This window comes from Arthrobacter sp. UYEF20, assembly GCF_040546335.1.
GTDB lineage: Bacteria > Actinomycetota > Actinomycetes > Actinomycetales > Micrococcaceae > Arthrobacter.
The window spans coordinates 17,431-29,769 of the sequence record NZ_JBEPNP010000018.1; the positions used below are offsets into that span (position 1 = coordinate 17,431).

The 12,339-nt window shown below is 67.9% G+C and carries 11 protein-coding genes; 4 read left to right on the forward strand and 7 right to left on the reverse strand.

Features of this window, described 5'->3' with window-relative positions; all coding sequences use genetic code 11:
• Window positions 1–93: 93 nt before the first annotated feature.
• The 3 genes from ABIB26_RS17805 to ABIB26_RS17815 all read right to left on the reverse strand — a co-directional run bounded on the left by ABIB26_RS17805 (window position 94) and on the right by ABIB26_RS17815 (window position 3,643).
• Window positions 94–828 (reverse strand): glutamine amidotransferase, encoded by a 735-nt coding sequence (locus ABIB26_RS17805; RefSeq protein ID WP_354246065.1) that lies wholly within the window; start codon window positions 826–828, stop codon window positions 94–96.
• 69 nt (window positions 829–897) lie between these two features.
• Window positions 898–2,679, reverse strand: a complete 1,782-nt coding sequence (locus tag ABIB26_RS17810; protein WP_354246230.1) for an acetyl/propionyl/methylcrotonyl-CoA carboxylase subunit alpha — start codon at window positions 2,677–2,679, stop codon at window positions 898–900.
• 202 nt (window positions 2,680–2,881) lie between these two features.
• Window positions 2,882–3,643, reverse strand: coding sequence for a Maf family protein (locus tag ABIB26_RS17815; protein WP_354246066.1), 762 nt, complete (start codon window positions 3,641–3,643; stop codon window positions 2,882–2,884).
• 197 nt (window positions 3,644–3,840) lie between these two features.
• On the opposite strand from ABIB26_RS17815, the gene ABIB26_RS17820 reads away from it, so the two are divergent.
• Window positions 3,841–5,385, forward strand: coding sequence for an HNH endonuclease (locus ABIB26_RS17820; RefSeq protein WP_354246068.1), 1,545 nt, complete (start codon window positions 3,841–3,843; stop codon window positions 5,383–5,385).
• A 293-nt stretch (window positions 5,386–5,678) separates the two neighbouring features.
• Here ABIB26_RS17820 and ABIB26_RS17825 read toward each other — a convergent pair whose 3' ends face one another.
• On the reverse strand, window positions 5,679–6,119 hold the full coding sequence (locus ABIB26_RS17825; protein WP_354246071.1) for a VOC family protein: 441 nt from the start codon (window positions 6,117–6,119) through the stop codon (window positions 5,679–5,681).
• 269 nt (window positions 6,120–6,388) lie between these two features.
• Between ABIB26_RS17825 and ABIB26_RS17830 the strand changes: the two genes are divergently transcribed.
• Both ABIB26_RS17830 and ABIB26_RS17835 read left to right on the forward strand, forming a co-directional pair.
• A complete protein-coding gene (locus tag ABIB26_RS17830) occupies window positions 6,389–6,934 on the forward strand; it encodes a P-loop NTPase family protein (protein WP_354246074.1) in 546 nt (181 codons plus the stop codon).
• A gap of 111 nt (window positions 6,935–7,045) precedes the next feature.
• Window positions 7,046–7,489: a GNAT family N-acetyltransferase gene (locus ABIB26_RS17835; RefSeq protein ID WP_354246076.1), complete on the forward strand. Its 444-nt coding sequence runs from the start codon at window positions 7,046–7,048 to the stop codon at window positions 7,487–7,489.
• A 54-nt stretch (window positions 7,490–7,543) separates the two neighbouring features.
• On the opposite strand, the gene ABIB26_RS17840 is transcribed toward ABIB26_RS17835, so the two are convergent.
• From ABIB26_RS17840 to ABIB26_RS17850, 3 genes are all read right to left on the reverse strand, one after another.
• Window positions 7,544–10,087 carry an MMPL family transporter gene (locus ABIB26_RS17840; protein ID WP_354246078.1) on the reverse strand — a complete coding sequence of 848 codons (2,544 nt, stop codon included), beginning with the start codon at window positions 10,085–10,087 and terminating at the stop codon, window positions 7,544–7,546.
• 1 nt (window position 10,088) lies between these two features.
• Window positions 10,089–10,823, reverse strand: coding sequence for a TetR/AcrR family transcriptional regulator (locus ABIB26_RS17845; protein WP_354246081.1), 735 nt, complete (start codon window positions 10,821–10,823; stop codon window positions 10,089–10,091).
• A gap of 65 nt (window positions 10,824–10,888) precedes the next feature.
• Complete coding sequence (locus tag ABIB26_RS17850) at window positions 10,889–11,284, reverse strand: YbjQ family protein (RefSeq protein WP_354246084.1); 396 nt, start codon at window positions 11,282–11,284, stop codon at window positions 10,889–10,891.
• Window positions 11,285–11,478: 194 nt separating this feature from the next.
• Between ABIB26_RS17850 and ABIB26_RS17855 the strand changes: the two genes are divergently transcribed.
• Window positions 11,479–12,066 carry a hypothetical protein gene (locus ABIB26_RS17855; RefSeq protein WP_354246086.1) on the forward strand — a complete coding sequence of 196 codons (588 nt, stop codon included), beginning with the start codon at window positions 11,479–11,481 and terminating at the stop codon, window positions 12,064–12,066.
• Window positions 12,067–12,339 lie beyond the last annotated feature (273 nt).

The window sequence follows — 12,339 nt, forward strand, 5'->3', positions numbered from 1 at the left end:
CGGGCTTTTTCGTGCCCTGGGAGTGGAGTAACTGGGCAGGACCGTCGGCAGGGCCCGGTGAGAGAGCGCAGGCGGGGCCGCCCAACGAGCGGCTCAGAGTACGGCGTACAGCTCCACGAAGCTCCGGAGGATCTTCATCGGTTCCGTGGCGGTGAACTGCCGGGCGTCGGCCATCAGCATTTCGGCCGATTCCGGCGGGAAGTAGCCGGCGTGGCGGTAGATGTCGATCCTGGTGACCAGCCCTTCCGCGTCGAGCTCCGGGTGGAACTGCGTGGCGTACAGGTTGGATTTGATCCGGAACATGTGCACCGGGCAGGCGGCGGAACTGGCCAGAAGCACCGCGTGGGCGGGGAGAACGCTGCAGGCTTCCTTGTGGCCGGTGAAGGCCGTGAAGCTCTCCGGCATCCCGCGCAGGAGGGGATCCAGCAGTCCTTCGTCCGTCAGCGTGATGGTCACGCCGCCGAGGCCTTCGCCGTAGGTCCGGTCGATCACCGCGCCCTGGTGCAGGCCCAGCGTGCCCACCCCGTAGCACGCGCCCAGGAAGGGAAAATCCTCGGCCACGATCCCGTCCAGCAGCGCCGCAAGCTCACGCTCCACGCGGTGCTGGGTGGCGGTTTTCTCCTCGTCAGGGTCGCTGGAGGTGAAGGGGCTCCCGCCCACGATCACGCCCGAATAGGCGCTGAGGTCCAGCTCAGGCAGCGGTCCTGCTTCCATCCGGATCCGGTGCAGCTGAGCGGGTTCGAGGCCGCCGTAGCGCAGGTAGGCGCGGTATTCGTCCTCGGCGGCTTCGTCCTCGGCGCGGGAGGCGAGGAGCAGGAATGGCTTCACGGACCAAGTCTGCCTGCGCCGGGCACGGTGGCGCCAGAGGCGCGCCCGTGCCCGGCAGCAGTGCGGCGGCTATTCGGCCGCCGCGTCCTCGATCAGGGCGATCACGGCGCCCGCGGAGACGGTCTCGCCGGCGGCTGCTGCCAGCCCCATCACGATTCCGGCCCGGTGCGCGGTCAGCGGCTGTTCCATCTTCATGGCCTCGAGCACGACGACGAGATCGCCTTCGGCAACCGCGTCACCCTCGGCGACGGCCACCTTGACGATGGTGCCCTGCATGGGGGAGGTCAGGGCGTTGCCGCTGGCCGCGACCGGGGCACCGCCGCTGCGGGAACGCTTCTTGGCCTTGGCCGGCTTGCCGCCGCCCGTGCCGCCGGAGGTGCCGGAGCCCAGCGACGCCGGGAGCACCACCTCGAGGCGCTTGCCGCCGACCTCGACGACGACGCGCTGGCGTTCGCCGGCGTCGGGCGCTTCAGCATCGGTGCCGGTGGGCGTCCAGGCGGGGATGTCGTTGACGAAGGCCGTCTCGATCCAGCGCGTGTGGACCTTGAACGGTCCCTCGGCGGGGGCGAAGTCCGGGTTGGTGACGACGGCGAGGTCGAACGGGATGACGGTGGGGATGCCTTCGACCACCATCTCCTCGAGGGCGCGGCGGGCGCGCTGGAGGGCCTGCGGGCGGGTGGCGCCGGTGACGATGAGCTTCGAGAGCATCGAGTCGAAGTTGCCGCTGATGACGTCGCCCTGCTCCACGCCGGAGTCGATCCGGACGCCGGGGCCGGTGGGGTTCAATAGGCGCGTGATGGTGCCCGGCGCCGGCATGAAGTTCCGGCCCGGGTCCTCGCCGGTGATGCGGAATTCGATCGAGTGGCCGCGGACCTCGGGGTCCCCGTAGCCGAGCTCCTCGCCGCGGGCCAGCCGGAACTGCTCGCGGACGAGGTCGATTCCGGTGACTTCCTCGGAGACGCAGTGCTCCACCTGGAGGCGGGTGTTGACCTCAAGGAAGGAGATGGTGCCGTCCTGGCCCACGAGGAACTCACAGGTGCCGGCGCCGAGGTAGCCGGCTTCCTTGAGGATGGCCTTGGAGGATTCGTAGAGCAGCCGGTTCTGCTCTTCGGTGAGGAAGGGTGCCGGGGCTTCTTCGACGAGTTTCTGGTTGCGGCGCTGCAGCGAGCAGTCGCGGGTGGAGATGACCACCACGTTGCCGTGGGCGTCGGCCAGGCACTGGGTCTCGACGTGGCGCGGGGCGTCCAGGAAGCGTTCGATGAAGCATTCGCCGCGGCCGAAGGCGGCGACGGCCTCGCGCACGGCGGATTCGAACAGTTCGGGGATTTCCTCGCGGGTGCGGGCCACCTTGATTCCGCGGCCGCCGCCGCCGAAGGCGGCCTTGATGGCCACGGGCAGTCCGAACTTGTCCACGAACTCGAGGATTTCCTCGGCGGATTCGACCGGGTCGGCGGTGCCGGGGACCTGCGGGGCGCCGACCTTTTCCGCGATGTGGCGGGCCTGGACCTTGTCGCCCAGGGCGGAGATGGCCGCGGGGCCCGGGCCGATCCAGGTGAGGCCGGCGTCGATCACCTTGGCGGCGAACTCGGCGTTCTCGGCCAGGAAGCCGTAGCCGGGGTGGATGGCGTCGGCGCCGGAGCGGTGGGCCACCTCGATCAGCTTGTCCATCACGAGGTAGGACTCGGCGGCGGTGTTGCCGCCCAGGGCGTAGGCCTCGTCGGCCAACTTGACGTGCAGGGCGTCGCGGTCCGGGTCCGCGTAGACCGCCACGGAGGCGAGGCCTTCATCGCGTGCGGCGCGGATGATGCGCACGGCGATTTCGCCGCGGTTGGCGATCAGCACCTTGCTCATCGGATGGGTGCCGGCGGCGTTGCCTTCCGGGGTTGATCGCTGCACGGGTTTTGCGGACTGCTCCGAATTTGCTGACAAGGCGTCTCCTTCTTTCCTTCAGGGAGCCTAGCGCGCTTTTGTGGGTTCGGCCGATATTACTTGCGGATTCCGCGCGTAAACGGCCCCTTCTTTGTAGGGTTTCTACAAAGGCGTTCGAATTTGCTCACTCGGCCCGGAGTAGTGCGGGGTCCGCGGCGCCGGTGGTCCACAGTTCAGTGATGCCCACTTGCGCCTGGCCCAGCAGCCCGCGGAGGGTGGAGATGGACAGCCCGACGACGGCGTGCGGGTCGCCGTCGACCTTGCGGATGAACGCTCCGCCGTAGCCATCGATGGTGAAGGAGCCGGCGCACTGCAGCGGCTCGCCGGTGGCGATGTAGGCGTCGATTTCCTCGACACTCATCTCCATGAAGTGGACCTCGGCGGAGGTTACCGAACCGATCGTCGCGCCAGAGCCGCGTGCGGTGACGGCGCCTTCCGTGGGGTCGTCGTCGTCCGCCCCTTCGGCGTCGGTGTCGCCGTCTGCAGTGCTGTGGGCGGCGTCGGCGTCGGCGTCGGCAGCGCCGTCGGTGTCGCGGCAGTCCACGAGCCAGTGGCCGGTGTGCAGCACACCCCTGCTGCCGCTCATCCGGAGCATCCGTTCCCTGGCGACCTCGGCCGTGTACGGCTTGCCGTGCGCCTCGCCGTCGAACTCAAAGACTGAATCGCAGCCGATCACCAGGGCGCCGTCGGCTTCGGGCAGGGAGGCGACGGCCTCGGCCTTGGCCCGGGCAAGCAGCAGGGCGGTGTCGTGCGGGTCGGTGGCGCCGTAGCGGGCCTGGACGGCGTCCTCGTCTACATCGGAGACGAGGATCTCGTGCCGGATGCCGGCGTCGGTCAGCAACTTGGTGCGGGCGGGGGACTGGGAGGCAAGGATGAGGCGGGTCACCGCTCCAGCCTAGTTCACCGCGGCAGAGCAACGAGGGGTCATTTGCGGCCCATCCGGCGGGAGATTGTGGGCGCTAAGTGACCCCTCGTTGCTATACCGGGCGGCTTGGCGGTGGTAATCAGACAGGCAACTCGTGACGAAAGCTGCGGCGGATCACGCGGGGTTTTAATGTCGCAGGTGCCCGATAGTCTGTTTTCATGGACGGCGATCAGAGGCCCGACGTGGCTCCGGAAGTAGCTGGCAGTGTGGCGGTCACCGACGTGGCCCGCTCGCTGGCCGCTGTCCGCCCCTGCCACGCCACGGACGACGACGGCGGCGCCGGGCTGATCGACCAGCTCCGGCAGCTGGAGGACCTGAAGTCCGCCGCGGCCGCACTGCAAGCACGTGTTGCGGTCGCCTTCGATGCCGCCCAGCGGCAGGTCCAGCGTGCGGCGGGCGTTCCGGCGGCGGAGCTGGGCGCCGGCATCGGGGCGCAAATCGCCCTGGCCCGGCGCGAATCCCCCGCCCGCGGCGGACGGCTCCTGGGCCTGGCGAAGGCCCTCGTGACCGAAATGCCGCACACGTTGGCCGCCCTGGACACCGGGCAGCTCAACGAATGGCGCGCCACCTTGCTCGTGAAGGAAACCGCCTGCCTGTCCGCCGCGGACCGCTGCGCCGTGGACGAGGAGCTCGCCGCCGATACCGGCACGTTCGCCGGGGCCGGGGACCGCGCCATCGTTGCCGCGGCCCGGACCGCGGCCTACCGACTGGACCCCCGCTCCGTCACGGTCCGGGCCAGCCACGCCGCCACCGAACGGCACGTCAGCCTCCGCCCGGCCCCGGACACCATGTGTTACCTGACCGCCCTGCTCCCGGTCGCCGAGGGCGTCGCCGCGTACGCGGCGCTGAGCCGGCACGCCGATACCCTGCGCTCCGGCGGGGATCCCCGGTCCCGGGGCCAGCTCCTGGCCGACGGCCTGGTTGAACGCATCACGGGGAAGGCCGGTGGAATCAGCGGCATCGAGATCCAGCTCGTCATGACCGACCGCACCCTGTTCCAAGGAGACGGCGAACCGGCCCGGCTTCCCGGCTACGGCATCGTCCCCGCCGGCTGGGCCCGCGACCTGCTCAAAGACGCTGGCTCCGGCCCGGGCACCAGTTCGAGCCCGGGCCGCACCGACCCTAACCCCGGGGGCAACGGCAGTGGAGACGGGGGCGGCGCCGGAGCGGTCGCCGCGGTAGCCGGCGTCGCCCTGCAGACCTGGTTGCGCCGGCTCTACACTGCCCCGGGCACCGGGGACCTCGTCGCGATGGACTCCCGCGCTCGGCTCTTCCCTCCCGGGCTCCGCCGCTTCCTCCAGGCCAGAGACGACACCTGCCGCACCGCCTACTGCGACGCCCCGATCCGGCACCTGGACCACGTCATTCCCTGGTCTGAAGGCGGAGCGACCACCGCCGCCAACGGCTCGGGGCTCTGCGAAGCCTGCAATTACACCAAACAAACCCCCGGCTGGACAGTTCGGCCGCGTCCCGGGCCCGCCGGCACCAATAGACAAAGACACGCGCTCGAGCTCACCACCCCCACCGGCCACAGCTACCACTCCACCGCGCCACCCCTGCCCGGCACCCCGCTGCGGGGCGCAGTGGCTGGAAGTCCGCTCGCCGGGCCGGCAGCTTCAACTTCCCGACATGTCCGACGCGAGCTCCGGCACCACGCCAAGATGCTCAAGCGAGCCCGGGCGCTCGGTTCGCTGACCGCCTGATTGCCGCTTGCCCTGATCGATGCGGCCTGATTGGCCGACAAACCGGCTAACCGACTCCACCCTGAACTACCAGTCACACTCACTCCAACCCTTTGAGCTGTCTTATTGACCGTTTTTGATGTGCTGTAACGGCCGGCCAGCTCGCTGGGACCCTCACGTCGGCCCATCACCTTTAGTTGCGTGACCGCCTCGGCCCTCAGGGAGACCGCTTGTGTACTCTCTTGTTGCCTTGACAAGAGCCCGGAGCCGGCCCTCGAAGGGGCCCAGGTTGCCTCGTCGGGCCGAGGCTTGGGTCAGCTAATCCGCTCAGCCAACGCCACGATAATTCCCTCCGGACCGCGCACGTAGGCCATACGCCAGGCATCCTCGTACCGGCCGATGCCGCCGACCAGCCCGTATCCCTCCGCGGCCAGCCGGTCGACATGAGACTGAAGATCGTCAACTTCGAAGGACAAACTGCGCAGTCCGAGTTCGTTTGCCATGGCGGCGGGCGATCCGGGATCGGGATCTGGCCGGATGAAGCTGGAAAGCTCCACACCCGTACCTCCGTCAGGCGTTCGCAACATGACGATCTCTGTGCGGGAGTCCGGGATGGCTATGACCGTGTCGATGAACTCGCCCTCTACGAACGTCCGGCCCTCGATCTCGAGCCCGAGTCCCACGAAGAATGCCGTCACCTGGTCGAGGTCCTGAACGGTGACGCCAACGTGGTCGAACCGCATGACTCGTGTCATGAGCAACACCTCCAAATGCTCGTTTCAGAATGGCCTCAGACGGAGTTTACGGAGAACTTTACGGCGGATTCGCGACGCGAGGAAGACTCCTGCTGCGCGCGGCAGGAGTCTGTGTACGACGACGGGTGGCAGGGGCAGCTCCATGAACCGAAACGGTCGTTTATGAGCTGGTCTTTGCGCCGTTTTCGTTGCGGGTACCAAGACCCTTTTCAAACGGCAAGCCCTTGCAAAGCACTCAGCTTGCCCGGTGAAGGCGATAGTCTGCGATCGTGCTGAATACTCTCGACGCTTGCCGTTTGTTCATCATGGGCGCCAGCGGATCCGGAACGACGACGCTCGGTCGGGCAATCGCCGACAAGTGGGCAATACCCCACGCGGACGCCGACGATTATTTCTGGCGACCGACATCGCCGCCGTACCGGGAACAGCGGGCACCAGTCGAGCGCCTTTCGTTGATGAGGGAAGTCTTCGTGCCCAGGAGCACGTGGGTGCTTTCGGGTTCCATCATGGGCTGGGGCGAGGACCTGATGGCGGAGTTCGACGCAGTGGTGTTCTTGACCCTCGATCCTGAAACTAGGATGACCAGGCTGCGGGCAAGGGAGAGGATCAGGGTGCTGGAGCTAGCCAAGGCCGGCGGCCTCGACGAAGCAGCCCACGAGGAGTTCATGTTCTGGGCTCGGGGATATGACGACCCCGACTTCGCTGGCCGGAATCGCGGCCGCCATGAACAATGGCTGGCAATGCTCTCCTGTCCCATACTTCGTCTCGAAAGCGCTGGGCCGGTCGACGAATTGGTTCAGGCAATTACGGGATAGACCAGGGCCCGCCCGGAGGACGTAAACCGGTCGTTTTAGACCTGCCTGTGTTGCCGCGCTCAGGACGGTAGGAGTTGGAGTTCCGCTGCAACGCCAAAGTAGGGTAATTCCATGCTCATAGTTCGCGAAGGATGCACCGCTGACGCGCCCGGCCTTGCGAGGCTAAGAGCGACGTGGGCCGCAGAACAGGAGCCCGCGTGTAAGGAAGATCCCGACTTCGAAGACAACTATCGCGAGTGGATGGATGCCAATCCTCGAAAATTCTTTGTGGCCGAGCGGGAAGGCGAACTAATCGGAATGCTCAACCTCATGATCTTCGAGCGGATGCCCAAACCAGGGAAGGAATCCTCCCGGTGGGTCTACCTGGGGAACGCTTATGTGCTTCCAGAATTTCGGAACACCGGAATTGGAGGCCGGCTCGTACAGGCATCGATTCAGTTTTCGCAGAGCATCAAAGCGGCACGAATGGTCCTGTCTCCCTCAGCCGAATCACGGGGCTTCTACGCACGGCTGGGCTTCCAAGCTGCCGAGGAATTGAACATTCGCAGGTTCTAACTGGCGGCGGACCAACCGTCGGCGGCCCAAACGACGGCCAGCCTGCCGCAACCGTCAGCGGGCGGCGACCTCCGCGGGTTCGTCCGCGGCATCGCCGGCCGCCGTCGTGCCGGGCGTGCGGAGCTGTGCACCCTCAACGTCCACGTCCGGCAGGATGCGGTCCAGCCAGCGGGGCAGCCACCAGGCCTTCTCGCCGAGTAGGTACATCACGGCCGGGACGATCGTCATGCGGACCACGAAGGCGTCGATCAGCACACCGAAGGCCATGGCGAAGCCCAGCGGCCGGACCATGTTCAAGTGCGAGAAGATGAAGCCCGCGAACACGCTGACCATGATGATCGCTGCCGCAGTGACCACCGCGGCGGCGTGGCTGAAGCCGGAGCGAACCGCGTGTTTGGCGGATTCGCCGTGCATGAACGACTCGCGCATGCCGGAGGCGATGAACACCTGGTAGTCCATGGCCAGGCCGAACAGCACACCGATCAGGATGATCGGCAGGAAACTGAGCACGGCGCCCGGGTTCTCGACGCCGAAGATTGGCCCCAGCCAGCCCCACTGGTACACCGCCACGACCCCGCCGAAAGCCGCGGCGAGCGAGAGCAGGAAGCCGCCGGTGGCCAGGAGGGGCACCACGATCGAGCGGAACACCAGCAGCAGCAGGATCAGGGAGAGTCCCACCACGATTGCCAGGTACGGCGGCAGAGCGTCGCCGAGCTTGGTGGAGACGTCCACATTGCCGGCGGTCTGGCCGGTGAGGCCGATGCTGACGCCGGTGGAGTCCTTGATCGCGCCCTTTTCGGTGCGCAGATCGGAGACCACCTGGACTGTGGTGGCGCTGGCCGGCCCCTCCTCGGGGATGACCTGGAACGCCGCGGTGCGGCGGTCTTCGCTCAGTGCCACCGGGACGGCGGCTGTGACGTTTCCGGTGCTGCGCAGAATGTCAGCGACGTCGAGCTGCTTGGCCTGCGCCTCGGTAGCGCTGAGTCCGGCCGGGAGGTCACCGACGACCACGATCGGGCCGGTCATGCCTTCCCCGAAGCTGCGTCCGGTGACGTCGTAGGCCTTGAAGGCCTGCGAATCGACAGGCTCGGACCCGCCGTCGGGCAGGGCGAGCCGCAATTGGCTGGCAGGTAGCGCCACGATCCCGAGCAGCAGGACGCCGGCCAGCAGAGCCACCACGGGGTGCCTCGTAACGAGTCCGCCCCAGCCGTGGCTGCCGCGGTATTCGTCCCTGGCACGGTCTTCGGTCTCGTGGCCGGGAGCGGTGTTGTGCTTCTCCGCCTTCGCCCAGGCCCGCTGGGAGATCAGCTTCCGGCCCACCAGGGAGAGGATGGCCGGGGTGAGGGTCAGGGCGACGACGACCGCGACGGCCACCGTGCCGGCGGCGGACAGACCCATCACGGCCAGGAAGGGCAGGCCCGGGATGACGAGGGCGGCGAGGGCGATGATGACGGTCAGGCCGGCGAAGAACACGGCGTTGCCCGAGGTGCCGGTGGCGAGGGCCACGGATTCCTCAGGATCCATGCCGGCAAGCAGCTGGCCCCGGTGCCGGTTGACGATGAACAGGGAGTAGTCGATGCCGACGGCGAGGCCGAGCATCAGTGCAAGCATCGGGGAGATGGAGCTCATGTCGAAGGCGCCGCTGAGGGCAAAGGTGCCGCCCACGCCCACCGCCACGCCCACGACCGCCATGAGCAGGGGGAGGCCCGCGGCGATCAGGGTGCCGAGCATGACGATCAGGACCAGGGCGGCGATCGCGATGCCGAGGATCTCGGAGATGCCGAAGAGTTCGGAGACGTCCTCGGTGATTTCTTTGCTGGCCAGGGCGGTGACGCCGGCGGAAGAGACTTCCTTGACGATGTCCTGGACGTCCTGGCGGACCTCCGGCTTGAGCCCGTTGATGGAGGTCTTGAACTGGACCTGCGCGATCGCGGCCTTTCCGTCCTCGGAGACGAAGCGCATGCCTCGGGAGGCATCCAACTGGCGCTGACCGAGTGCGAGCTTCCCGTTGCCGGCCTTGAGTTCCTGGGTGCGGGCGTCGAGCTTGTCCTGCCCGGCGGCCAGGGCCGCCTTCTGCTCGCCGAGCTGTGCCTCGATGGCGGCGGCGGGGAGTCCGTCGGCGGCCATCTGCTGCTCGGCCGCTTCAAGCTGGGTCTTGCCCTCGGCGAGTTGGTCTGCGGCCTGCGCCAGCTGGGCCTCTCCGGCGGCTGACTGTTGCTGGGCGGTGGCGAGGTCCGCGGCGGCTTCGTCCAGCTGCGCCTGGGTGGCGAACGGATCAACCGTTCCTTGGACGTCAGGGAGGGTCTTCAGCCTGGTCAGCGCGGCGGACACGGCGTCCTTGCCGGCCTGGCTGAACCGGGCGTCATTGGTTTCGAAGACGATGCTGGCAGAGCCGCCCGAGGATCCGGGGAGTTCCTTCTTGAGCTTGTCCGCCATCTGCTGGGTTTCGGTGCCCGGTATCTGGAAGTTGTTGGACAGCGTGCCGTGGAAGGCCGCTGCAGCCCCGCCGACGGCCACCATCACCGCCAGCCACACGGAAATGACGAGCCAGCGGTGCCGGTAGGAGAATTTGCCGAGGCGGTACAGCAAAAGTGCCATATCAGAGCCGATCTGGGGAAGGGGTGGCGGTGGACGGGGCGGCCGGGCGGGCTGCCTGGGGAACAGTCTGGGCAGCTGCCGGGCGGGCAAAACCCGAGCCCAGCAGGCTCATCGAATCGATCAGGAGCTGGCGCAGGGTGGAGAGCGATTCCGGGGTCAGGGACCCCCCGCATCTGGCCAGCCAGACGTCCATGGCCGCCTTGCCGCAGGAGATAACGGAGCCGGCCAGGGCGCGGAGGTACAGTTCGTCGAGTTCGACGCCGGCGCCCGCGCCGAAGCGCTCGCGGGCCGCGGCAATGATTTCGGCGGTGCAGTGGTCCCAGGCTTCCAGCTCGGACCGGCTGAGCTGCGGATTGGACTGGCCCAGGCTGTACAGCTCGGCCATCGGGGCCACCGTCATCGGGTCTGCCAGTTCCACGAGGGCGGCGCGGGCCGATTCCAGGAAGGGTTCCCCGGCCGGGCGCAGCCGGAACTGCTGGAGCGCCTTGTCCAGGAAGCCGAAGGTGACGGCGGCGAGGGCCGCTTCGGTGCTGTTGAAGTAGTTGAAGAAGGTCCGGCGGGAGATCCCGGCGGCGTCGGCGATGTCCTCGACCGTGAAGTTGCCCGGACCCCTGCTGCGGAGCAGGCCGAGGGCCGCCTCCGTGATGGCCTGGCGCGTGGCTGCCTTGTTGAGCTCGCGGCGGGAGAGCGCTCCGCTCTCCGGGGGCGCGGACGTAGGGATCTCGGGGGAGTGCACGCAGTTACACTACGTGCATGTTTGCACTGTGGGCAAGTTTATCCGTGGGACAGGTTTACGCGACTTCAGACAGAGTCCGGCTGCTTTTTCCCCTGGCCGGTGAGGTAGATGGACTGGCCGGTGGCGCCGTGCTCCCCTTCGGCTAGCGGGATCGCGAACACCGCCGTGCCGTACGCGCAGACTTCCGTCCAGTTGGGTCCGATCTCCGAGGTGTCGAAGCGCATGGCAACGATGGCGTTGGCGCCGCGGTGCTCTGCCTCGGTGACCATCCGGGCCATGACCTGCTGCCTGCTCTCATAGAGGGCGCGAGTCATCTCGGGCAGTTCCCCGCCGCCGAGCGAGCGGAAGCCGGCCATCACCTGGGCGCCGATGTCCCGGGAGCGGACGGTAAGGCCCATCACTTCGCCGAAGACGGCGTCGATCCGGTGGCCGGGGATCTTGTTGGACGTGACGATCAGCATGCCCCGAGCCTACCCATTTCCGGGGCTGTCCGGACGGGAAGATTCACAGGAAGATGAAAGCTTCCCGACAGCTCCGGCTGATGCATCCGGCGGAGACTTGAACTACGTCTTGGAACAGAGACCCAAGCACACAGAGCACAAACACAGGGCACAACACAGAGCCGTGGCGGCACGGCAGATCCAGGAGACAGTCCATGTCAACCACAAAGAGAATCACCCTCGGCGTCTCGGCCGCGGCTCTGGCACTCGGCGCCGGCCTGGGAGTCAGCGCAATGGCTTCCGCGACCACCACGCCGGCCCCCAGCCCCAGCTCGTCGGCCTCGCCCGACAGCTCCGCCGGCACCACGGACGGCCAGGGCATGCGCGGAGGCCACTGGCGCGGCGGGGACCACGGCGGCCGCGGCGGCATGCAGGCGGCCGCCCTTGCCACCAAGCTCGGCGTCGATGAGGCCAAGCTGACCGAGGCCCTGAAGGCCTTCCGCGACGCCAACAAGCCCGCCACCCCGCCGGCTGAAGGTACCCCGCCGGCTGAAGGTACGAAACCGGACCGCGCCGCCAGGGAGGCTGCCCTTGCGAAGTCGCTGGCGTCGTCGCTGGGCATCGAGGAGTCCAAGGTCACCGCGGCCCTGGAGGAGCTCCGGACCGCGGCCCGGGCCGATCATGCTGCAGCACTGAAGGCCAGGCTGGACAAGGCCGTCACGGACGGCACCCTGACCCAGGCAGAGGCCGACGCGGTCACCAAGGCCGTCGAAAAGGGCGTCATTGGCGGAGGCGGCCGCTAGGCCCGGCTTCCACGCCGGCTGGGCCCGCCTCAGTAAGCCGCCCACTGAAGCCGCCCGCTGAAGCCGCTTAACCAGAGAAGTCCCCGGGATCCCCCGGGGACTTCTCGGCTTGGCCGTGTGTGGCGGCGGCGGTTACGCCTTCGCGTCCGCCAGCTCGCGTTCTTCCCGCGGGGCTGCGGGAGCAGCGGCAGCAGCGGCAGCCGAGGGGTCGACGGCGGCCGTGCCGGCGTCGTCGTCACTGAACGGGTCACCGGCTTCGTCATTGAACGGGTC

Bases quoted from the DNA above. Each gene is read 5' to 3' on its own strand.
- ABIB26_RS17855 (WP_354246086.1), top strand. From the start codon at position 11,479: ATGTCAACCACAAAGAGAATCACCCTCGGCGTCTCGGCCGCGGCTCTG.
- ABIB26_RS17835 (WP_354246076.1), top strand. From the start codon at position 7,046: ATGCTCATAGTTCGCGAAGGATGCACCGCTGACGCGCCCGGCCTTGCG.
- ABIB26_RS17810 (WP_354246230.1), bottom strand. From the start codon at position 2,679: ATGAGCAAGGTGCTGATCGCCAACCGCGGCGAAATCGCCGTGCGCATC.
- ABIB26_RS17825 (WP_354246071.1), bottom strand. From the start codon at position 6,119: ATGACACGAGTCATGCGGTTCGACCACGTTGGCGTCACCGTTCAGGAC.
- ABIB26_RS17850 (WP_354246084.1), bottom strand. From the start codon at position 11,284: ATGCTGATCGTCACGTCCAACAAGATCCCCGGCCACCGGATCGACGCC.
- ABIB26_RS17840 (WP_354246078.1), bottom strand. From the start codon at position 10,087: ATGGCACTTTTGCTGTACCGCCTCGGCAAATTCTCCTACCGGCACCGC.
- ABIB26_RS17820 (WP_354246068.1), top strand. From the start codon at position 3,841: ATGGACGGCGATCAGAGGCCCGACGTGGCTCCGGAAGTAGCTGGCAGT.